Below are 20866 nucleotides of genomic sequence, written 5' to 3'. Positions count from 1 at the left end.
ACAGACGCAAAGGAGTAAGACCTCGTGGAAGGTCCTGAAATCAAGTTCGCCGAAGCCGTGCTGGACAACGGCACGTACGGCACCCGCACCGTCCGATTCGAAACCGGTCGTCTCGCGCAGCAGGCGCAGGGCGCCGTCGCCGCGTACCTCGACGAGGAGACGATGCTGCTGAGCGCGACGAGCGCCGGCAAGCACCCTCGTGAGGGCTTCGACTTCTTCCCCCTCACGGTGGACGTCGAAGAGCGCTCATACGCCGCCGGCAAGATCCCCGGCTCGTTCTTCCGCCGCGAGGGCCGCCCCTCGACCGAGGCGATTCTCGTGTGCCGCCTCATCGACCGCCCGCTGCGCCCGACCTTCGTCACGGGTCTGCGCAACGAGGTGCAGATCGTCATCACCGTCATGAGCATCGCGCCCGACGAGTTCTACGACGCTCTCGCGATCAACGCCGCGAGCGCGTCGACGCAGATCTCCGGGCTGCCGTTCAGCGGCCCGATCGCCTCGGTGCGCCTCGCGCTCATGCCCGACAGCAAGGGTGGCGGCCAGTGGGTCGCGTTCCCCAAGGCGAGCCAGCTCGAGGAGGCCGTGTTCGACATCATCGTCGCCGGTCGCGTCGTGACGGCCGCCGATGGCAGCGAGGATGTCGCGATCACGATGGTCGAGGCGGAGGCCACGGAGAACAGCTGGGGTCTCATCCAGGGCGGTGCCGTCAAGCCGAGCGAGGACATCGTGGCGGAGGGTCTCGAGGCCTCGAAGCCCTTCATCATGAAGCTCGCCAAGGCGCAGCAGGAGCTGGCGGCGCAGTCGGCGAAGGAGATCCAGGACTACCCGGTCTTCCTCAGCTACAGCGACGAGCTCTACGCCGCCGTCGACGGTCTCGCGCACGACGAGCTCGCGAAGGTTTACCAGATCGCCGACAAGGTGGAGCGTCAGACGGCCGACGACGAGCTCAAGGCGCGCACGAAGGTCGCGATCGAGGGCAAGGTCGCCGCGGGAGAACTCGACGAGGAGGCGCTCAAAGACTTCAGCGCCGCCTACAAGTCGGTCTCGAAGCAGATCATGCGTCAGCGCGTTCTCACCGAGGGTGTGCGCATCGACGGCCGAGGTCTCGCCGACATCCGCGCGCTCGACGCCGAGGTTCAGGTCATCCCGCGCGTGCACGGCTCGGCCGTCTTCCAGCGCGGCGAGACGCAGATTCTCGGCGTCACGACGCTCAACATGCTGAAGCTCGAGCAGCAGATCGACTCGCTGAGCCCGGTGACGAGCAAGCGCTACATGCACCACTACAACTTCCCGCCGTACTCGACCGGCGAGACCGGCCGTGTCGGTTCCCCGAAGCGTCGCGAGATCGGGCACGGCTTCCTGGCCGAGCGCGCGCTCGTGCCGGTGCTGCCGAGCCGCGAGGAGTTCCCCTACGCGATCCGCCAGGTCTCCGAGGCGCTCAGCTCGAACGGCTCGACCTCGATGGGCTCGGTGTGTGCGTCGACCCTCTCGCTGCTCAACGCGGGTGTGCCCCTCAAGGCGCCGGTCGCGGGCATCGCGATGGGCCTCATCAGCGACGTGGTGGATGGTGAGACCCGCTACGCGGCCCTCACCGACATCCTCGGTGCCGAGGACGCCCTCGGCGACATGGACTTCAAGGTCGCCGGTACGCGCGAGTTCGTCACGGCGATCCAGCTCGACACGAAGCTCGACGGCATCCCGTCGTCGGTGCTGCAGGGCGCGCTGACCCAGGCTCGCGAGGCGCGCCACGCGATTCTCGACGTGATGCACCAGGCGATCGACGCTCCCGACGAGATGGCCCCGACCGCGCCGCGCGTCATCAGCGTGCAGATTCCGGTCGACAAGATCGGCGAGCTCATCGGGCCGAAGGGCAAGACGATCAACTCGATTCAGGATGAGACGGGCGCGCAGATCTCCATCGAGGAGAACGGCACCGTCTACATCGGTGCGGTCGACGGCCCCTCGGCCGAGGCCGCCCGCCTGCAGGTCAACGCGATCGCCAACCCCGTCAACCCGGAGGTCGGCGAGCAGTACCTGGGCACGGTCGTGAAGATCGCCGCCTTCGGCGCGTTCGTCTCGCTGCTGCCCGGCAAGGACGGCCTGCTGCACATCAGCGAGGTGCGCAAGCTCGCCGGTGGCAAGCGCGTCGAGAACGTCGAAGACGTGCTCGCGGTGGGTCAGAAGATCCTCGTCGAGATCACGAAGACCGACGACCGCGGCAAGCTCTCGCTCGCGCCGGTGCTCGCCGAGGGCGAGGGCGGCGACGCCCCCGCCGAGGGTGAGGACGGCTAAGCGCCGACCACCCCCGCAGAACGACAGGATGCCCGCCCCGATCGCTCGGGGCGGGCATCCGTCGTTCGGGCCGAAGCCGGCTGATCAGACGCCGACGTCGCGGCGGCGGAAGGCGAGCACGGCCACCACGCTCGCCACGGCGGCGACGGCGTACAGCAGCCAGACGCTCGGCTCAAGCCCCGCCTCGAGAGGGTTGACGCCGTACGCCCAGTGGTAGGGCGAGGCGGCGTGCAGCCATTCCAGATCGGCGTTCTGATTGCCGAGGGCGTTGAGCGCATAGCCCAGCACGGCCACGCCTGCGCCCGTGCCGATCGCGATCATCCGTCGGCCCGTCACGGCGCCGGCCGCGAGCCCGATCGTCGCGGTGAGCAGACCGGTGCCGAGCAGGGCGACCCCACCGGCGAGGATGCCCGCCGTGCTGAGGTCGAGCTCGCTCGGGCCGTTGACGGCGGAGACGAGGAGCGTCACCCAGGCGGCGAGCACCACGAGCTTGACGATGATCGCGGCGAGGCGCTCGAGCACGATCTGGTGTCTACTGACGCCGTGCGCGAGCGTGAGTTCGAGCGTGCCGCGCTCCTCGTCCCCGGCGATAGCGCTGGCGCCCCAGGCGACGGCGGCGATCGTGAGCAACACGAAGCCGAGCAGCCCGTAGACGGTGCCGAGGGTGTAGCCCGATCCCGTGGTGATCTGGTCGTAGCTGAGGGCGGTGACCAGTTCGGGCGGAAGGCTCTCGATGATCGCGAGGAACTCAGGGTTGCCGCCGATGGAGGGATAGAGCGGCAGGTACAGTCCGACGACGGCGGCGAGGCCCAGGCCCCAGCCGAGGAGCCCTCGCCACGAGTCGGCGAGAGCACGGCGGAAGAGGGGAAGCGCGCTCATGCCGGCACCTCCTCGGCCGTCGCGGATCCGGCGCCGTAGAACTGCAGCACAGCGCGCTCGAGGTCGGGCTCCTGCACCACGAGGTCGAGCACCTCGGTCTCGGCGAGCGCCGCGAGCAGGGCGGGAATGCCGTCTCTCAGTCGAGCACTCACGATCTCGCGCCCGGCGTCGACGGTCACTGCGACGTCCTGCGCCGCGTCGAGCTGCTCGAGCCGACGCGCCAACGCTGCTCCCGACGTGGCCGGCACCGTCACGCGGATATCGCGGAGAGCGGCGGCCCGCAGGCGCTCGACCGTGCTGACGTCGACGATGCGGCCGTCGCGCAGCACGGCGACCTCGTCGGCGACCTGCTCGATCTCGCTGATGACGTGCGAGCTCAAGAACACCGTCTGGCCGGCATTCCGCGCCTCGCGCACCAGCCTGAGGAACTCCTGCTGCACAAGCGGGTCGAGCCCGCTGGTGGGCTCGTCGAGCACGAGCAGGTCGGGGGAGTGGGAGAGGGCCTGCACGAGCCCGACCTTCTGCTTGTTGCCCTTGCTGAGCGAGCGCACCGGTCGACTCAGGTCGAGGCCGAGGCGCTCCGACAGCGTCTCGATGCGCGCGGTATCGCGACTGCCGTTGAGCTGCGCGTAGTGGGTGAGCAGCGCGCGAGCGCTGAGCCGGGCATCCATGGCGAGCTCGCCGGGCAGATAGCCGATGCGGCGTCGCAGCGCGGGCCCTGCGTGCCGTGGGTCCTCGCCGAGCACGCGCACCGTACCCGAGGTGGGGCGGATAATGTCGAGCAGAATCCGCATGGTCGTGGTTTTGCCGGCCCCGTTGGGTCCGATGACGCCGAACACCCGACCTGGTTCGACGGCGAGGTCGACGCCGTGCAAGGCGGTGGTGCGTCCGTAGCGCTTCGTGAGCGCCGAGATGTCGATGGCTGGGGTCATGGCCCTGGTGTCCTTTCCTGCAGTGCCGCTCGTGCGGCGGAGAGTGCGGAGTCGTCCGCGTAGAGCCCGTGCGTGTAGAGCTCGAGGGTGGGAAGGGTGAGGCGCCGCACGACGTCGAGGCTCAGGCCGGGGCCGCTGAGACCGAGGCCGCCGAGAGCGCGCCCGATATGTCGCTCGAGCACGAGGGGCATGAGTCCGTGCGTCGCGACGATCACCGCCGTTGTGCGCAGGTCGCTCGGGGCCTTCATGACGCCGTCCTCCACGCCCTGGCTGATCATCGCCTCTGTGCGGTCGACGAGCTGGTCGAAGAGCGCCTGGCCCGCGTCGCCACCGTCGATGATCATGCGCGCGAGGTAGTCGAGGCTGGGGCGGAAGGTCACGAGGTCGGTGAGCCAGCGTTGCATCGTGGTCGCGAGGTCGCCCTCGGCGAGCATGCTCTTCTTGCGCCCCATGATCTCGTCGACGATCGCCGTGTCGCACGCCGTGCGCAGGGCGTCCTTGCTGCCGTAGTGGTGGATCACGAGTGCGGCGCTCACGCCGGCCCGCGCGGCGATCGCCCGCACGCTCGTGCCGTCGAAGCCGTGCGCGCCGAACAGCGCGAGAGCGGCATCCCGAATGCGCGCTCTGGTTGTGAGATCATCGCCCGCTGAACGCATGTTCAGAATTCTAAACGATCGTTCACTCGGCCGCAACGCTCCGGCGCTCCGATGAAGCGTGCTCGTGTCAGGTGACACGCATCTTACTCCCAGCAAACTCCCTCCCCGTCGGGCCCGATAGCGACGTAGAGTCAGCAGTGCTCCGAGACGCACTGGCCCCGATCCCAGCGTGTATCGAAGAATGAAAATTCATCGTATTCACCCTGCACGCTGACAGCCCGCCCCCGCGGACGGTTGGCACCATTCAAAGGAGAATTGTGGACATCCAAATCGTCCAGGCCTTTTTCATGCTCGGTTTCGTCGCCATGGCGGCCGGCACCCTGTGGTTCTACCTCGAGCGCAATGAGCTCAAGCCCGAACTGAGGTCGGTGGCCACCTACGCGGCGGTCATCACGTTCATCGCCGCGATCATGTACTACGTCATGAAGGACGTCGTGCTGTTCCCGGGCGGCAACGCGACGTCAGCCGACGTCGAAGCCACCCTGCCGCTGCGCTACATCGACTGGTTGCTCACCACGCCGCTCCTGCTCGTGGAGTTCGCCCTCATCGTCGCGATCGCGGGCGCGCTCAAGAAGGGCTTGCTGGTGAAGCTGATCATCGCCGACATCGCGATGATCGTCTTCGGATACCTCGGTGAGGTGGGCGAGCCCGGGTCGGCCGGCAACTACATCTTCTTCATCCTCTCCGTCCTCGCCTGGCTCTACATCGTGTACATCGTCTTCACGGTGAACGTGTCGACGGGCCCCGCGCACGTCAAGCGCGCGGTGACCATCATGAAGTGGTTCGTCATCGTGGGCTGGTCGATCTACCCGATCGGCACCGCGACGCAGGAGTTCATCGAGGTCAGCGGTGGCGACGCCGCCCTCGCCATCGGCATCGCCGCGATCATCTACGTGATCGCGGACGTGCTCAACAAGGTCGGCTTCGGCATCGTCGCCGTGCGCGCGGCCAAGCAGAGCAGCGTCGAGGGGTCTGTCGGCGTCAAGTAAGCCCAGGGCGGTATCCAGACGCAGGGCGCCTGAGCGCTCCGCGCCACCCTGGCTCGACTGACACTGCGGGCGGGATCAGCACACCGGTGCAATCCCGCCCGCAGTGCTGTGCGGCGCCCGCGGAGCGCAACACGGCACGGTAACGATCGTGAGCCGTAGTCGGGGTCGACCCCCGCTGCGCGCTACCCTCGGCATCAACGACCGCGGACTCCCCTGAATCGGGCTCCGAGAAAGACGCAGCAGCGTGAACGACCGCACGAGTGCCCCCGAGCCGGGTGCTGTCGCGCTGGAAACCGGGCCGACGCCCCTCCCGCGACGCATCGGCCCCAGCGACCTCGTGGTGTTCCCTCTCGCGCTGAGCGGCACCGCGTTCGGCTGGACCGCCGACGGGCCGACGACCACGGGCATCCTTGATCGGTTCGTCGAGCTCGGCGGCACCCTCATCGACACGGCCGACTCGTATGCCGGCGGGCGCAGCGAGATCATGATCGGCAACTGGATGCACGGCCGCAGCGACCGCGACTCTCTGACGATTGCGACGAAGGTCGGCAAGAACCCCGACAACCCGGGTGTCTCGGCCCGATCGATCGAGCGCGCGGTCGAGCAGTCGTTGCAGCGGTTACGGGTCGACGCCATCGACCTGCTGTACCTGCACATCGACGACCCGACGGTGCCCTTCGACGAGACGCTGCTCGCCGTGGACGAGCTCATCCGCGCCGGCAAGGTGCGCTACTTCGGCGGCAGCGACCACACGGGCAATCGTCTCATCGAGGCGCGCATCGCCGCCGCCCAGTCGGGCGTCGCGCACATGGTCGCGCTGCAGCAGCACTACAACCTCGTGCACCGGGAGGAGTACGAGGCTCAGCTGGCGCGCGTCGCCGCCCAGCTCGATCTGGGCGTCATGCCCCGTTTCGCGCTCGCCTCGGGATTGCTCTCGGGCAAGTACCGCAATCGCGCCGATCTCGAACGGCACCGTCGGGGCCGCGAGGTCGCCGCGATGCTCACGCGCCGCAACCTGCGCATCCTGCACGCCCTCGACCGCGTGGCGGCCGAGACGGGCGGCGCAGTGGCGACCGCCTCCCTTGCCTGGCTGCTCAGCAGGCCGCACGTCGTGGCGCCTGTCGTGTCGGTCAGCTCGCCCGACCAGCTCGACGCCGCGATGGCCGCCCCACACCTGGCGCTCAGCCGCCAGCAGCTCACCGAGCTCGACAGGGTGAGCCAGTAGCGTTCGCCTGGGTCGAGCAGAGGCCCCGGGTGGGTCAGGGTGCCGCCGTCGCCGCCTCAGCGATGAGGCCCTCGACCGCGCTGCGGAAGGCCGCGGAGGCGGCGATGACGTCACCGGTGTAGCTCCAGGCCTCCAGGCCCAGTGTGGCGAGAAGGAGTCGATCCGCCGCTGCGCCGGGCAGGGGGTGGCCGAGCTGCTCGAGCACGCTCGCGAACCGCTCCGTTACGAGCTCGAAGTGCTCGGTGATGCGCTCGCGGACGGGGTGCGCGGGGTCGGCGAACTCCGCTGCGGCGTTGAGAAAAGGGTCGCCGCGGAAGTTTTCGCCGTGCACGTAGTCGACGAGGTGATCCGTCCACTCCCGCAGCAGCTGCTCGGGGGTGACTGCGGCGCCCGCGCGCGTGTCGAAGTCGTCGAGGGCGCGCGTCGCAAGAGCGTCGACGTAGTCCCTGATCAAACGATCTTTGGAGCCGTAGTGCTTGTAGAACGTTGCCTTCGTAACGGACGATTCTTCGATCAGCCTGTCGACGCCGACGCTGCGAATGCCATCCTGGTAGAAGCGCGTCATGGCCGTCTCGAGGATGCGTGCTTTCGCCGGGGCGACACGCCGCGTCGGTGCGAGGGGGGTTGTGACCGACACGGCGTGCCTCCTTGTTCGTTCGGCGACATCGCCGTCTCGACGCCGTTCGGGGGAGGGCGTCGAAAATACTGTAGCAGAGGGGACAGACAAAGTTGTCTGTCCGCAGAATCGTCCGTATCCGGGGTGCATTGATGGCCTAGGCTCGACGGGGTCGTCGAAGGAGTTGAGCGTTGTGTCGCGGTACGTGTATCTGGTTCGCCATGGGGAGCAGCAGGATGCCGAGCACGGTCTTCCCGACGGGCCACTGAGCGGGCGCGGCCAGCGGCAGGCCCGCGCGATCGCGGAGCGGCTGAGCGGCGTTCCGTTCGCGAGCGTGCACACGTCTCCCCTGCAGCGGGCGGTGGAGACGGCGTCGTACATGACCGAGCTCATGCCGGCGATGGAGCCCCAGATCTCGGCTCTGCTCATGGACTGCATTCCGTCCGGCCCCACGGCGGACATGCCCCACGCCTTCGAGCCGTTCTTCGGCGGTGTCACCGACGAGGAGATCGTGGCGGGCGAGGCGCAGATGGCCGATGCGGTCGCGGAGTGGCTGTCGCCGTCTCGGGATGATCGCCACGAGCTGCTCATCACGCACAACTTCGTCATCGCCTGGTTCGTGCGCGAGGCCTTCGGCGCACCCGCCTGGCGCTGGATGGGCGTGAATCAGGCCAACTGCGGCCTCACGATCATCCGGGTGCGCTCGGCGAAGCCGCCGGTGCTGGTCACGCACAACGATCTTGGGCACCTTCCGGCCGAGCTGCGCACGGGCCTCCCGGTCGACCAGCCTTTCTAGGCGAGGCCGAGGCGGTCCAGCCGTCGGCGGGTGTAGGCGCGGCTGGAGGATTCGCGTCCCAGGAGCGCGCGCATCCCGATCAGCAGCACGCGGGTCGCGGTCAGGGCGGGCCACCAGGGTCGGCGCAGGCCGAGGAGTCGGCGGTACCGCGCGGGCAGCGAGGCGACCGCTCCGGCGAAGAGGATGCGGTACGCCGGGCCGACGCCACGGCCCAGCGGGGGGCTGCGCAGCCACCGCACCGCCTCATCGACGCGCTCGTCTCGACGCAGCACGGGCAGGTAGGAGGCGATGGCGGCATCGAGCTCGGCGCGAGAGCGCGGGGGGTTCTCGACTCCCATGAGCTCACCGGCCTGCGCCCACTCGGCGACGTACTGGTCGGAGCCGCCGGGGATGGCCCCGCCCCAGGTCTCGTGGCAGCCGAGGAAGGCGTCGGCGAAGACGCAGTGCACCCACGCGAGCAGGTCGGCGTCGCCAGCGGCGTAGGTGCGCTCCTCGCCGTTCGTCGCCGCGTAGGTGCCCGAGACGCGGCCGTGCAGGCGTGAGACCCACTCGCAGCCCGCCTGCGCCTGCGCCGTGTCGGCGAAGGTGGTGGTCAGCACCCATCGCACGGTGCCCGAGAGGCGTCCGAGGGGGTCGTCGCGGTATCGGGAGTGGTCGTGCACCCCGGCCATCGCGCCCGGATGCAGGGTCTGCATGAGGAGCGCGCGCACACCCGCGACGACCGTGGGAATACCGCTGTGCACCTCCCACACGGCCGAGTTCGGGCCGAAGTACCCGGCGTCATCCCCGGTCTCCAGCGCCCGCACCCAGGCGGGCTCGCCGGCGGGGTCGCCCGAGAAGAGCGTCAGGATGCGTCCGCGAGCGCGGGTGAGGAGGGCTGGGCGCTGCACGGTCATGACTGTCGCACATCGCTCTGAGCGGCTCTCGCGCGTAGCCTGGGAATGGCCTTGCGCGCTGGACAGGATACCCCTGGGGGTATATGCTTCCCGTATGACCCCACCACGCTCCTACGTCATCATCGGCGGCGTCGCCGGCGGCATGTCGGCCGCCACCCGCTTGCGCCGCCTCGACGAATCGGCGCGCATCACCGTCGTCGAGCGCGGCGAGCACGTCTCCTTCGCCAACTGCGGCCTGCCGTATCACGTCGGCGGCGTCATCGACGATCGCGACTCGCTCATCCTGCAGACCCCCGAGTCGCTCGCGGCCCGCTTCGCCCTCGACGTGCGCACGCGCACCGAGGCGGTCTCCGTCGACCGAGAGGCCCGCGCGGTCGCTGTGCGCGACCTGCGCACAGGGGAGCAGACCTCGCTGCCCTACGACGCGCTCATCCTGAGCCCGGGTGCGAGCCCGGTGCGCATCCCCGTTCCCGGGGTCGAGAGAGGCCTCGTGCTGCGCGACCTGGCCGACATGGACGCCATCATCGCCGCCGCGAAGGATGCCCGGCGCGCCGTCGTCGCGGGGGGCGGCTTCATCGGCCTCGAGCTCGCCGAGAACCTCGTGCACGCGGGTCTCGACGTCACCGTCGTCGAGATGCTGCCCCAGCTGCTGCGCCCGCTCGACCCCGAGATGGCCCAGATCGTCACCGAGCACCTGCGTGCGCACGGTGTGACCGTGCGACTCGGCTCAGCCCTGCGCGCCATCACCGAGTCCGGCGTCGAGATCGACGGCACGGCCGATCGCGGCGACGGCGCCGAGCAGCTGCCCGCAGACCTCGTGGTGCTCTCCGTGGGCGTGCGCCCCGAGAGCTCGCTCGCGGCCGCGGCCGGGCTCGAGCTCGACGCGCGCGGCTACATCATCGTCGACGAGCGCCAGCGCACGAGCGACGCGCACATCTACGCTGTCGGCGACGCCGTCCTCAAGCAGCGCGCCGACGGGCCCGCCTCTCCCGTCTGGCTGGCCGGCCTCGCCAACCGCCACGGCCGGCTCGCCGCCGATGCCATCGCGGGCCGACCGCACCGCGCGGTGCCCGCGCTCGGCACCGCCGTGATCGGGCTCTTCGGGCTCACCGCCGCGGTCGTCGGGCGCACCGAGCGCGAGCTGCGGGAGGAGGGCCGCGAGCTGCGGGTCATCCACACCCACCCGAGTGATCACGCCGGGTACTACCCCGGTGCGAGCGCCCTCGCCCTCAAGCTCATCGTCGACACCCGCACGGACGCGATCCTGGGCGCCCAGGCCGTTGGGGGAGGGGCAGACAAGCGCATCGACATCATCGCGACGGCGATGGCGGGTGGCATTCCCGCTCGCGGCCTCGCCGACCTCGAGCTCGCCTACGCACCGCAGTACGCCTCCGCCAAAGACCCGGTCAACATGCTCGGCTACGTCGACGACAACCTGCTCGACGGCGAGGACAGCGTGCAGTGGCACGAGCTCGACGCCCGGCTCGCGGAGGGCTGGCGGCTCCTCGACGTGCGCACCGAGCAGGAGCACCAGGATGCTGCCATCCCCGGTGCCGAGCTCGTGCCGCTCGACACCCTGCGCGAGCACGCCGAGTCGCTGCGCGGCGAGCGGGTCATCGTGCACTGCAAGGTCGGTCAGCGCGGCCACACCGCGGCATCCCTGCTGCGGCAGTACGGTGTGACCGTCGCCAACCTCGACGGTGGGTACACCACCTGGCGCTCCGGCACCGCGTCCCGCGTCCTCGCCCCCACGTCTGCCTGACCCGCCCCGACCGTCTGACCCTCCCCACCACGCTTACCCTCCCTCCCTTCATTGTCTGACCCCCACCACCCGAGCGAAACGGAAGAACACCATGGCGAAAGAGATCGACGTCGACGAGCTCGTGCTGCTGCGCGAGCAGGGGCACCCCATCATCGATGTGCGCGAGCCGGACGAGTACGCCGCGGGGCACGTACCGGGCGTGCGCCTCATCCCTCTGGCCACGGTGCCCGACGAGGCCGACAGCCTTCCGCGCGACCAGACCGTGTACGTCATCTGCCACTCCGGAGCCCGCAGCCTCCGGGCCGCCGACTACCTCCTCAGCGTCGGAGTCGACGCCGTCTCCGTCGCCGGCGGAACCTCCGCCTGGGTGCAGCGCGGCCTCGACGTCGAGCGCGGGAGCGCCGCGTGAGCAGCGTGCCGGCGAGCGAGGCGAAGAGGATCGCCAACCGCCTGCGCCGCGCCCAGGGTCAGCTCGGCGCCGTGCTCAGCATGGTCGAGGAGGAGCGCGACTGCCGGGACATCGTGATGCAGCTCGCCGCCGTCTCGAGCGCCCTCGACCGTGCCGGATTCGCGATCATCGCGGCGGCCATGAAGGACTGCATGCGCGACGAGACCGGCGAGACATCAGACGTCGAGTTGGCCGACCTGGAGAAGCTGTTCCTGAGCCTCGCGTGACGCGGGTGCGCTCCCCGGGGGCACACCCGCCTCAGGAGTCCGTCAGGCGCTTGCCCAACCAGGCTGTGGCGTTCGGGTTGTCGTTGAACGGCTCGATCGGCGTCAGCCCCAGCGCGCGGTAGAGCGCGGCGGCCTCCGCGAGGCTGTCGTTCGTGTCCAGCACCAGCTCGGCGGCGCCCAGCTCGCGCGCCCGGCGCTCGAGCTCGACGACGAGCGCACGGCCCAGGCCGATGCGGCGCGCATGCGGCTGCACCCACAGATGCTTGAGCTCGAACCGCGTTCCTCCGCGCGGGCCGTCCTCGATGCGGCGGATGCCCCCGCAGCCGACGTCGGCCGGCTCGCCGGAGAGGTTCTCGCCCTCCACGAGCAGGAAGACCCCGCGCGGGGGAGCGAACTGAGCAGGATCAGGGGACGCCCGCCGGTACTCGCCCTGCTCGGGCGGGAACCCGTGCTCACGAGCGGAGAAGTACTGGTCGAGCAGCGCGACGGCCGCCTCGTCGGTCGTGCGGGCCTCGCGCCAGGTCACCATGCGGCCCAGCCTAGACTGGGCGCATGGTCACGCGTGTCGCCGTCGTCGGAGCAACCGGTCGTCTCGGAAGCGCGGCCTGCCGCCTCATCGAGCAGCAGTCAGACCTCTCGCTCGTGGCGCGCCTCGACTCGAGCAGCGACCTCGGCGAGATGCTCGGCGCCGACGTCGTCCTCGACGTCACCACCCCCGGCGTCTCACCCACCGTCGTCGACCACGCCGTGCGCAACGGGCTCAGCGTCGTCGTCGGCACGAGCGGCTGGAGCGAGGAGCGCCAGCGGGCGTTGCGCCCCCTCCTCGACGCGTCGCCCGAGGCGGGCGTCATCATCGTGCCGAACTTCTCGCTCGGGTCAGTGCTCGCCACCCACTTCGCCACCATCGCGGCGCGGTTCTACGAGTCCATCGAAATCGTCGAGGCGCATCACGCCGCCAAGGTCGACTCTCCGTCGGGCACCGCCGTGCGCACCGCCGAGCTCATCGGCCACGCGCGCGCCGACATCGGGCCCGTGCTCGCCCCCCACATCGATCAGAGCGCCCGCGGGCAGCAGGTCGCGAGCGTGCCCATCCACTCGCTGCGCCTGCAGGGCATTGCCGCCCGCCAGTCGGTGCACTTCGGCGGCGACGGCGAAGAACTCACCATCACGCACGACACCCACGGCATGAGCTCGTACGAGGCCGGCATGTTGGTCGCCCTGCACGCCGCGGCCACGAGCACCGGGCTCATCGTCGGCCTCGATCGGCTCATCGACCTCGCCTCCACCGTCTCCGGCGGCGAGGTCGACGACGACGTGGACGACGACGTGGACGACGGCGCATGACGCGCGCACGGTGGGCGGCGCTCGGCATGGCCGTGCTGCTCGCCCTCTACCTCGTGCTCATCACGTTCTACGCGGTGAGACTCGTCACCGATCCGCTGCCCATTGTGCGGGGCATCGGCTGGGCGCTCATCGTGCTGCCCCTCCTCGGAGCGTGGGCTCTCGTGGTCGAACTGCGCTTCGGCATCCGCGCCGAGCGGCTTGCCCGCCTGCTCGAGCAGGAGGGGGGCATCCCGGGGGTCTCGGCGGGCGAGCGCGACGCGCCGGATGCGGAGGGCGACAGCCGAGAGGCGGCGTTCGCTCGGTACTCGGAAGAGGTGCGCGAGCAACCCGACTCCTGGCAGAGCTGGTTCCGCCTCGGGCTGGCCTACGACGCGTCGCGTGACCGCGCCCGCGCCCGCTGGGCGGTGCGCACCGCCATCAAGCTCGAGCGTCAGGCGCGTCAGGCGCGTCAGGCTCGTCAGAGCCCCGCCGACCCGCCGCCCCACGAGAGCCCTTCGTCGTAAGCGCGGCGATCGCGTCTTCGACGGTCCGATCGCGAAACGCGAAGCCATCGTCGAGAAGCTTCGCTGGCACGACCTTCTGGCTCGCGAGCAGCAGCTCGCGCCCCGCGTCGCCCATCGCCAGCCCGATGAGCCGCTCCGGCAGCGCGAACAGGTGCCAGCGGTGCATCGCCGCCGCGAGCGCCCGCGTCATGCGGTCGCTCGTCGCCGGGGTCGGACCGGCGAGATTGACCGGCCCCCGCACGCGGGAGGTCAGCAGATGGCGGATCGCCGCCGCCTCGTCGTACAGACTGATCCAGGGCCAGTGCTGCCCGCCGGTGCCGATGCGCGCCGCCGCGCCGAGAGCCGTGAGCAGCCGCAGGGGCGTCATCGCACCCCCGGGCCCGACGACGAGCCCCGTGCGCAGCAGCACCGTGCGCGTCGCCTCCGGGGCAAGGCTCGCCGCCTCCTCCCACGCCTCCACGACCTCGGCGAGAAAGCCCTCACCGGCGCGGGCGTCCTCCGTGAGACGCTCACCCGGCCGGTCGCCGTAGACGCCGACCGCCGACCCGCTCAGAAAGACGGCGGGCGGCGTGCTCGCCATCGACATCGCCTCGGCGAGCGCGCGCGTCGCCTGCACACGAGACTGCAGAATCTCTCGGCGGTAGCCCCGGGTCCACGGGATGCGCGCGATCGAGGCCCCCGACAGGTTGACGACCGCGTCGACCGTGTCGAGAATCCTGAAGTCCAGAACGCGCGAGTCGGGCGCCCACGCGAACTCGCGCTCGTGCGCGGGCTTGCGGCGCACGAGCGTGAGAACCTCATGGCCGTCGGCTCGCAGCTGACGCTGCAGCTCGGAGCCGATCATCCCCGAAGCGCCCCCGATGAGGACGCGCAGCGGTCGCGGCGCACCCACTAGGCGAGCGATGCTTCGAGCGTGATCGACGTGCCCGTGAGAGCCGCGGAGACCGGGCAGCCCGTCTTCGCCTCCTCGGCGAACGTCTGGAACTCCTCAGCGCTCATTCCCGGAACCTTCGCGCTCACCAGGAGGTGGCTGCCGGTGATGCCCTCGCCGGGCACGAACGTCACCGCCGCGGTCACCTGCAGGCTCTCGGGCGCGTGCCCGGCGCCCGACAGCGCGTGCGAGAGCGCCATCGAGTAGCACGCCGAGTGCGCGGCGCCCAGCAGCTCTTCGGGGTTCGTCTTGCCGCTCTCACCCTCCGAGCGCGCGGCCCACGTCACCGGGAACTCGGCGGCATCCGACGAATCCAGCGAGGTCGTGCCGTGCCCCTCCGTGAGCGAACCGAACCACAGGGTCGTTGCTTCGCTGGTGACAGCCATGAGCGTGCTCCTCTTGTCGCGGGCGGAATCACCTCAGCCTAAGCGGCGGGGCGACGGCGAACCAGTCCCGCGCGCACGAGAAGCACGTACAGCTGGCAGCCGAGGCAGTAGGCGAAGGCCGCGTTGAGGAAGGCCGCGACGAACGCGGCGGCGGCGGCCACCACGAGCGCACCGGGAACCCCGGCGAGGTGCAGCACCAGACCCGTCGCCGTGACAAGCAGGCCGACCAGCTGGGCGAATGTCGGGGGAGCGGGATCCTCCCGCTCGCTCGGCGGCCCGAGGCGCGGCGCGACCAGCCGGCGGAAGAGCACGCCGTAGGGGTGGCGCTGCACGCCCGCGACAGCCCCCCACGCGAAGAGCGCCACGAGGGCGGCGAGCAGCAGCGCGCCCGGCTCGGTCAGCCGCCCGAGCACCGAGCTCGAGAGCGGGCTCGTGAGGCCCAAGAGGATGACGACGAGCAGAAGGACCGAGGTCACGGCGGCGCCGAAGCGGGGGCCTCGCGCATCGATGAGCCGGGCATGCGCGTTCACGGGCGGCACGGGCGCGCTCATGCCGTCACCAGCGCACCGCGCGCCGCATCGACGGCGCGGCGCACCTCGTCGGGGCGGACTGCGCCGATGAGGCGCGACCGCACGCGGCCCTCCGCATCGAGCACGAGGGTCGTCGGAGTGGAGTAGACGGAGTGGCGCTGCGCGACGTCGGCATGGTCGGTCACGTCGAGCTCGCGGTGCGCGACCGACGCATCAGCGGTCGCGAGCGCGCCGAGCACGCGCCGCATGGCCACGCACGCCGAGCACACCGGGCTCGACAGCTGCACGAGCGTCACCGTGGCGCCGTCCACCGAGAGATCGTGCTCGTCGCCGCCGCAGCCGCTCGCCACCCGAGTGCTGCGCGCGCGCACCACGAAACCGAGGGCGGTAGCCCCGGCGAGCAGAAAGGCGATGACCACGAGGGCCGAGACGATATCCATGACTGTCGAAACTATGCAGAGGGTGCAGGTTATTCCCGAGTGTGACGCAGTGTGACGCCGTACTGCCCCGATAGGGTGACGAGCGTGACCGAGGCTGCCGACGACATCCAGTTCCGCTCCGATGTGACGGTCGAGCTCGTGCGCTCCGCCGCGCACGACTCCGACGTGCTGTTCGCCGCGCGCGTCTCGACGCAGGGCGAGCAGACGCTCGAGTCGGCGGCGAGCGGAGCCGAGGCGACCGACCGCGACCGCGGGCTCATCAACTACCTCATGCGCGACCGCCACGGCTCGCCCTTCGAGCACAACTCCTTCACCTTCTACGTGCAGGCGCCGATCTTCGTCTTCCGCGAGTTCATGCGCCACCGCATCGCCTCCTACAACGAGGAGTCGGGCCGCTACCGCGAGCTGCGCCCCGTGTTCTACGTTCCCGGCCCCGAGCGCAACCTCGTGCAGGTCGGCAAGCCTGGCGCGTACGAGTTTCTGCCCGGCACCCCGGAGCAGACCGCGCTCGTCGACCAGGAGGTGCGCGGCGTGTGCGAGGCGGCCTACGCCTCCTATCAGCGGATGCTCGCCGCGGGCATCGCGCGCGAAGTGGCCCGCGCGGTCCTCCCCGTGACGATCTACAGCTCCATGTACGTCACGATGAACGCTCGCTCGCTCATGAACTTCCTGTCGCTGCGCACCAAGCGCGAGGGCACGCACTTCCCCTCCTTCCCGCAGCGCGAGATCGAGATGGCGGCCGAGCAAATGGAGCAGCACTTCGCGCGCCTCATGCCGCTCACGTACGACACCTTCAACGCCAACGGCCGCGTCGCCCCCTAGTCCGCGCGTCCTGCCGGCTCAAGCCCTGCCGGCTCAAGCCCTGCCTGCTCCAGTCCTGCCTGCTCCAGTCCTGCCGGCTCCCGCCCGGCTGCTGCGCGGCGCCCGCCGGGCTACCTCGACTCCGATTGCAGGGTGCGGTCGACACGCCGCACGCGACGCATGTTGACCCGGCGCGCCGCTCGACTCCCGCGCTCGGCGTCGACCCCTCCCCAGCTACCCGAGCCCGCACGCGTCCCGCCGAGCTGCCGGGAGTGGCGCGGTGACTCCTGCCGAGCATCCACCCTGTGTCGATGCCGTCCCCGCACAACGCCCTCGCCGTTCTCGACGCGGTGCAGACGCACGGTGGGGTGGCCGCCACGGTCGAGCTTGCTCGCGCGGGACTGAGTCGAGACCGGCTCGCGAGCGCGGTTCGGCGCCGAGAGGTCGTGCGGCTCAGGCGCGGGGTGCTCGCGACACCGTCGCTGCCCGTCGACATCGCGCGCGCGGCGAGGGTCGGCGGGCGCCTCGCGCACACCTCGGCGCTCGACCGCCACGGCCTCTGGGTTCCGCCCGGCGCCGAGTCCCAGCTGTGCGTGGCGCTGCCGCCGCGGGTGCGCGCGTTCGACCCCGATCGAGCCGATGCGCCGCTCCCCGCCGCCGCTGCCGTGACGGTGCTCCGCGAGCGGTTCGTCGACGGCAGGTTCGGTGTCGCCCCGCTCGTGAGCGTGGTGCGCACGACCGCCGCGCTCGAGCGCGAGGAGTTCGCGATCGCCGTGCTCGACTCGGTGCTGCGGCGCACGGCGCTGACGCAGGCCGACCTGCACGGTGTGCTCGCCGATGCCCCTGCCGCGGTGCGCGCTCGTGTCGTACGCACCGACCCGCGTTCCGGCTCGGGCGCCGAGAGCGTGCTGCGCATCGCACTGGCGAGCGCGGGCATCCCGGTCGTCTCGCAGCCCCGCGTCGCGCTCACTGACCTGCAGCGCTGGGACTTCCTCGTGGGCGATCGTCTCGTCATCGAGGTCGACGGCGACGAGCACCACAGCACTCCGCGGCAGCGTCGCGCCGATCGCCGCCGAGACCTGGATGCGCATGCTCTCGGCTTCCTGCCGCTGCGGGTCGATGCGGCGGAGGTGCTCTACGACGTCGGGGCGGTGGTCGACGCTGTCGTGGCGGTCGTCGCGCGTGGGCATCATCTCGACTCGCATCGCAGTGCGGGCGCGCCACTCCGCTGGTGAGGCGCGACAGGCGGCGCCCTGCGGCAGGTCGGCGATCGGAGTCGAGGTGGCACAGGCAGCAGGTGCGGGATGCCCGGGGCCGCCCCGCGCGCGGCACCGACCCGCGCCGCGATAGCCTGGAGGGCGTGACTGAGACCCGCAACCCGTTCGGCCAAGTGCTCGTGGCGCTCGTCACGCCCATGACCGCCGACGGCGAGGTCGACTGGCCCGCGGTCGAGAAGCACATCGACCACGTGATCTCCGAGGGTGCGGACGGCATCGTCGTCACCGGCACGACCGGTGAGACGAGCACGCTCACCGACGCGGAGAAGGTTCGGCTGGTCGAGGTCGGCAAGTCCGTGAGCGGTGGCCGGGCATCCATCATCACGGGCGGCGGGTCGAACGAGACGGCGCACGCGATCGAGCTCTACAAGGCGAGCGCGAAGGCCGGCGCCGACGGCGCGATGGTCGTCACTCCCTACTACAACAAGCCCACGCAGGCGGGCGTGCTCACGCACTTCAGGATGATCGCTGACGCGACCGACCTGCCCGTGATCCTCTACGACATCCCGGGCCGGGCCGGCATCCCGATCCGCTACGAGACAATCCTGCGCGCCGCGAAGCACCCGAACATCCTCGCCGTGAAGGATGCGAAGGGCGACCTGAGCGAGGTGAGCCGCGTGCTCAACCAGACCGACCTCATGTACTTCGCGGGCGACGACGCCAACGCGCTGCCGACGCTCGCGATCGGCGGCACGGGCCTCATCGGCGTGACGGCGAACATCGCCCCGGCTCCGTACCGCGCCATCGTCGACGCGGTCAACGCCAACGACCTGGCGACAGCCACGCAGCAGCACCGCACGCTCGAGCCGCTCGTGCGCGCCATCATGACCCACGTGCCCGGCACGGTCGCGGCGAAGTACGTGCTGCACGGCCTCGGCCGCATCGGCTCGCCGCGCGTGCGGCTGCCGCTCGTGGGGCCTGAAGACCACGAGGCTGCGATCATCGAAGACGAGATGGCTCTCGTGCGCGATGTCGCCGGCGTCGACCTCGCGACGTTCCGCCCCGACCGCAACGCTGCGGCTGGCGGCGCCCTGCCGAAGGTCGCCGGCACCACCCGCTGACCTCCGCGTCAGCGCAGTTCGGCGCCACGCACATCACCACCGCACCACCGAACTACAGAGACTTCACCAGGGGGCTGACGGCCCCACACCGTGCCGACCGGCACTGAGACAGAGATGAGCCCCATGCCTTTGAACCTCTTCGACCCGCCCGCCCTCGAGCCCGGAACCCTGAGGATCATCCCCCTCGGCGGCGTGGGCGAGATCGGCCGCAACATGACCGTCTACGAGCTGAACGGCAAGCTGCTCGTCATCGACGCCGGCGTGCTCTTCCCCGAGGAGACCCAGCCGGGGGTCGACCTGATCCTGCCCGACTTCGGCCCCATCCGCGATCGGGTCGACGACATCCTCGGCGTCGTGCTGACGCACGGCCATGAAGACCACATCGGCGCCGTGCCGTACCTGCTGCGCATGCGGCAGGACATCCCGATTCTCGGCTCCCGGCTGACGCTCGCCTTCATCGAGGCGAAGTTGAAGGAGCACCGCATCCAGCCGTACACGCTCACCGTGCAGGAGGGCCAGGTCGAGAACCTGGGCCCGTTCAGTCTCGAGTTCATCGCCGTGAACCATTCGATTCCGGATGCTCTCGCCATCGTGGTGAGCACCGATGCCGGCACCGTTCTTCACACCGGAGACTTCAAGCTCGACCAGCTGCCGCTCGACGACCGCATCACCGATCTGCGGGCGATCGCCCGCTGGGGCGAGTCGGGCATCGACCTCGCGCTCACAGACTCGACGAACGCCGACGTGCCGGGCTTCACGGCGCTCGAGCGCGACATCGGGCCGGTGCTGGAGACGGTGATCGCGAAGGCCCCGCGCCGCGTGATCGTGGCGAGCTTCTCCAGCCACGTGCACCGCGTGCAGCAGGTGCTCGACGCGGCGCACGCGAACGGACGCCGCGTGGCGCTCATGGGCCGCAGCATGATCCGCAACATGACGATCGCGGCTGATCTGGGCTTCCTCGACGTGCCGGAGGACACCCTCATCGACGCGAAGAAGGCGGCGAACCTGCCCGACGACAAGATCGTCTACATGTCGACGGGCAGCCAGGGCGAGCCCATGGCGGTGCTGGCGCGGATGGCGAACCTGGAGCACCAGATCGAGGTGGGGGAGGGCGACACGGTCATCCTCGCCTCGAGTCTCATCCCCGGTAACGAGAACGCCGTCTACCGCGTCATCAACGGGCTCATGAAGCTCGGCGCGAAGGTCGTGCACAAGGGCACGGCGCGCGTGCACGTCTCGGGTCACGCGTCGGCGGGCGAGCTCATGTACTTCTACAACATCCTGCAGCCGCGCCACGTCATGCCGGTGCACGGCGAGCAGCGCCACCTCGTCGCGAACGCGCAGATCGCGATCGACACGGGCGTGCCCGAGAAGAACGTGCTGCTCACCGAGGACGGCACGGTCGTCGACCTCAAGGACGGCGTCGCGTCGATCGTCGGGCAGCTAGACATCGGCTTCGTGTACGTCGACGGCTCGACGGTCGGCGAGATCACCGACGCAGATCTCAAAGACCGCCGCATCCTCGCCGAGGAGGGTTTCATCTCCATCTTCGTGGCCGTGGATGCTCAGACCGGCAAGGTCGTCGTCGGCCCCGAGATCCACGCTCGCGGGTTCGCACCCGACGAGGCGATCTTCGAAGACGTCAAGCCGCAGATCATCAAGGCGCTCACGGATGCCGCCGAGAACGGCACGCGCGACAGTCACGCCTTCAGCCAGGCGATCCGCCGGGTCGTCGGCCGCTGGGTAAACACCCAGAACCGCCGCCGCCCGATTATCTTGCCGGTAGTTATCGAGGCGTAGCCACGATCACCCGTGACAGCGCTGGATGCGGCGCCTCGTGGCGGCGCCGGCGAGGCGTAGCCTCGATCACCCGTG

The 20866-nt window shown here is 70.3% G+C and carries 23 protein-coding genes; 13 read left to right on the top strand and 10 right to left on the bottom strand.

The annotated features are described in order from the left end of the window. Positions 1-24 precede the first annotated feature (24 nt). On the top strand, positions 25-2292 hold the full coding sequence (locus tag RJQ01_RS02440) for a polyribonucleotide nucleotidyltransferase (protein ID WP_350475118.1): 2268 nt from the start codon (positions 25-27) through the stop codon (positions 2290-2292). Positions 2293-2376: 84 nt separating this feature from the next. On the opposite strand, the gene RJQ01_RS02435 is transcribed toward RJQ01_RS02440, so the two are convergent. From RJQ01_RS02435 to RJQ01_RS02425, 3 genes are read right to left on the bottom strand one after another with little or no spacing between them, the layout of a single operon-like run. Beyond that, a complete protein-coding gene (locus tag RJQ01_RS02435; RefSeq protein WP_350475117.1) occupies positions 2377-3171 on the bottom strand; it encodes an ABC transporter permease in 795 nt (264 codons plus the stop codon). Further along, positions 3168-4103: an ABC transporter ATP-binding protein gene (locus RJQ01_RS02430; protein WP_350475116.1), complete on the bottom strand. Its 936-nt coding sequence runs from the start codon at positions 4101-4103 to the stop codon at positions 3168-3170. The genes RJQ01_RS02435 and RJQ01_RS02430 overlap by 4 nt, the downstream gene beginning before the upstream one ends. Further along, positions 4100-4759, bottom strand: coding sequence for a TetR/AcrR family transcriptional regulator (locus RJQ01_RS02425; RefSeq protein WP_350475115.1), 660 nt, complete (start codon positions 4757-4759; stop codon positions 4100-4102). The genes RJQ01_RS02430 and RJQ01_RS02425 overlap by 4 nt, the downstream gene beginning before the upstream one ends. A gap of 257 nt (positions 4760-5016) precedes the next feature. Between RJQ01_RS02425 and RJQ01_RS02420 the strand changes: the two genes are divergently transcribed. Then, positions 5017-5748 carry a bacteriorhodopsin gene (locus RJQ01_RS02420; protein ID WP_350475114.1) on the top strand — a complete coding sequence of 244 codons (732 nt, stop codon included), beginning with the start codon at positions 5017-5019 and terminating at the stop codon, positions 5746-5748. A gap of 244 nt (positions 5749-5992) precedes the next feature. Continuing rightward, positions 5993-6973: an aldo/keto reductase gene (locus RJQ01_RS02415; RefSeq protein ID WP_350475113.1), complete on the top strand. Its 981-nt coding sequence runs from the start codon at positions 5993-5995 to the stop codon at positions 6971-6973. Between the two features lie 34 nt (positions 6974-7007). Here RJQ01_RS02415 and RJQ01_RS02410 read toward each other — a convergent pair whose 3' ends face one another. After that, positions 7008-7610, bottom strand: coding sequence for a TetR/AcrR family transcriptional regulator (locus tag RJQ01_RS02410; RefSeq protein WP_350475112.1), 603 nt, complete (start codon positions 7608-7610; stop codon positions 7008-7010). 172 nt (positions 7611-7782) lie between these two features. Between RJQ01_RS02410 and RJQ01_RS02405 the strand changes: the two genes are divergently transcribed. Beyond that, entirely contained in the window at positions 7783-8385 is a 603-nt protein-coding gene (locus RJQ01_RS02405) for a histidine phosphatase family protein (protein WP_350475111.1), read from the top strand. Here the strand turns inward: RJQ01_RS02405 and RJQ01_RS02400 are convergent. Then, positions 8382-9281: an oxygenase MpaB family protein gene (locus RJQ01_RS02400; RefSeq protein ID WP_350475110.1), complete on the bottom strand. Its 900-nt coding sequence runs from the start codon at positions 9279-9281 to the stop codon at positions 8382-8384. The genes RJQ01_RS02405 and RJQ01_RS02400 overlap by 4 nt on opposite strands. A gap of 94 nt (positions 9282-9375) precedes the next feature. On the opposite strand from RJQ01_RS02400, the gene RJQ01_RS02395 reads away from it, so the two are divergent. The 3 genes from RJQ01_RS02395 (at position 9376) to RJQ01_RS02385 (ending at position 11718) form a co-directional block, all read left to right on the top strand. Continuing rightward, positions 9376-11043, top strand: coding sequence for an FAD-dependent oxidoreductase (locus RJQ01_RS02395; RefSeq protein WP_350475109.1), 1668 nt, complete (start codon positions 9376-9378; stop codon positions 11041-11043). Between the two features lie 91 nt (positions 11044-11134). After that, the gene (locus RJQ01_RS02390) at positions 11135-11452 is read left to right on the top strand and encodes a rhodanese-like domain-containing protein (protein ID WP_350475108.1); all 318 of its coding nucleotides are present in this window, start codon (positions 11135-11137) and stop codon (positions 11450-11452) included. Next, a complete protein-coding gene (locus RJQ01_RS02385) occupies positions 11449-11718 on the top strand; it encodes a metal-sensitive transcriptional regulator (protein ID WP_350475107.1) in 270 nt (89 codons plus the stop codon). Before RJQ01_RS02390 ends, RJQ01_RS02385 begins: the two co-directional genes overlap by 4 nt. Positions 11719-11749: 31 nt before the next feature. Here the strand turns inward: RJQ01_RS02385 and RJQ01_RS02380 are convergent, their stop codons facing one another. Further along, positions 11750-12247, bottom strand: coding sequence for a GNAT family N-acetyltransferase (locus RJQ01_RS02380; RefSeq protein WP_350475106.1), 498 nt, complete (start codon positions 12245-12247; stop codon positions 11750-11752). 23 nt (positions 12248-12270) lie between these two features. Between RJQ01_RS02380 and dapB the strand changes: the two genes are divergently transcribed. Together dapB and RJQ01_RS02370 are read left to right on the top strand one after the other, a co-directional pair. After that, positions 12271-13062 (top strand): 4-hydroxy-tetrahydrodipicolinate reductase, encoded by a 792-nt coding sequence (dapB, locus tag RJQ01_RS02375; RefSeq protein ID WP_350475105.1) that lies wholly within the window; start codon positions 12271-12273, stop codon positions 13060-13062. Further along, on the top strand, positions 13059-13565 hold the full coding sequence (locus RJQ01_RS02370; RefSeq protein WP_350475104.1) for a hypothetical protein: 507 nt from the start codon (positions 13059-13061) through the stop codon (positions 13563-13565). The genes dapB and RJQ01_RS02370 overlap by 4 nt, the downstream gene beginning before the upstream one ends. Here the strand turns inward: RJQ01_RS02370 and RJQ01_RS02365 are convergent. The 4 genes from RJQ01_RS02365 to RJQ01_RS02350 are packed head-to-tail and all read right to left on the bottom strand — an operon-like array spanning position 13480 to position 15852. Next, positions 13480-14457, bottom strand: coding sequence for a TIGR01777 family oxidoreductase (locus RJQ01_RS02365; RefSeq protein WP_350475103.1), 978 nt, complete (start codon positions 14455-14457; stop codon positions 13480-13482). The two genes, RJQ01_RS02370 and RJQ01_RS02365, sit on opposite strands and share 86 nt — an antisense overlap. Next, positions 14457-14882, bottom strand: a complete 426-nt coding sequence (locus RJQ01_RS02360) for an OsmC family peroxiredoxin (RefSeq protein WP_350475102.1) — start codon at positions 14880-14882, stop codon at positions 14457-14459. Before RJQ01_RS02360 ends, RJQ01_RS02365 begins: the two co-directional genes overlap by 1 nt. Before the next feature lie 38 nt (positions 14883-14920). After that, positions 14921-15433, bottom strand: a complete 513-nt coding sequence (locus RJQ01_RS02355; protein ID WP_350475101.1) for a DUF4395 domain-containing protein — start codon at positions 15431-15433, stop codon at positions 14921-14923. Continuing rightward, positions 15430-15852: a thioredoxin family protein gene (locus RJQ01_RS02350; protein ID WP_350475100.1), complete on the bottom strand. Its 423-nt coding sequence runs from the start codon at positions 15850-15852 to the stop codon at positions 15430-15432. The genes RJQ01_RS02355 and RJQ01_RS02350 overlap by 4 nt, the downstream gene beginning before the upstream one ends. 84 nt (positions 15853-15936) lie before the next feature. Here RJQ01_RS02350 and thyX point away from each other — a divergent pair, with 84 nt between their 5' ends. The 4 genes from thyX (at position 15937) to RJQ01_RS02330 (ending at position 20791) form a co-directional block, all read left to right on the top strand. Then, the gene (thyX, locus tag RJQ01_RS02345) at positions 15937-16674 is read left to right on the top strand and encodes an FAD-dependent thymidylate synthase (protein ID WP_350475099.1); all 738 of its coding nucleotides are present in this window, start codon (positions 15937-15939) and stop codon (positions 16672-16674) included. A 290-nt stretch (positions 16675-16964) separates the two neighbouring features. Beyond that, positions 16965-17888 (top strand): DUF559 domain-containing protein, encoded by a 924-nt coding sequence (locus RJQ01_RS02340; protein ID WP_350475098.1) that lies wholly within the window; start codon positions 16965-16967, stop codon positions 17886-17888. Positions 17889-18013: 125 nt separating this feature from the next. Next, positions 18014-18991: a 4-hydroxy-tetrahydrodipicolinate synthase gene (dapA, locus tag RJQ01_RS02335; RefSeq protein WP_350475097.1), complete on the top strand. Its 978-nt coding sequence runs from the start codon at positions 18014-18016 to the stop codon at positions 18989-18991. Positions 18992-19114: 123 nt separating this feature from the next. Then, entirely contained in the window at positions 19115-20791 is a 1677-nt protein-coding gene (locus RJQ01_RS02330; RefSeq protein ID WP_350475095.1) for a ribonuclease J, read from the top strand. The last annotated feature ends 75 nt before the right edge of the window (positions 20792-20866 follow it).

It is taken from the genome of Microcella sp. (assembly GCF_040286215.1).
Lineage (GTDB): Bacteria > Actinomycetota > Actinomycetes > Actinomycetales > Microbacteriaceae > Microcella.
This window is presented reverse-complemented; position numbering and strand designations above follow the sequence as displayed.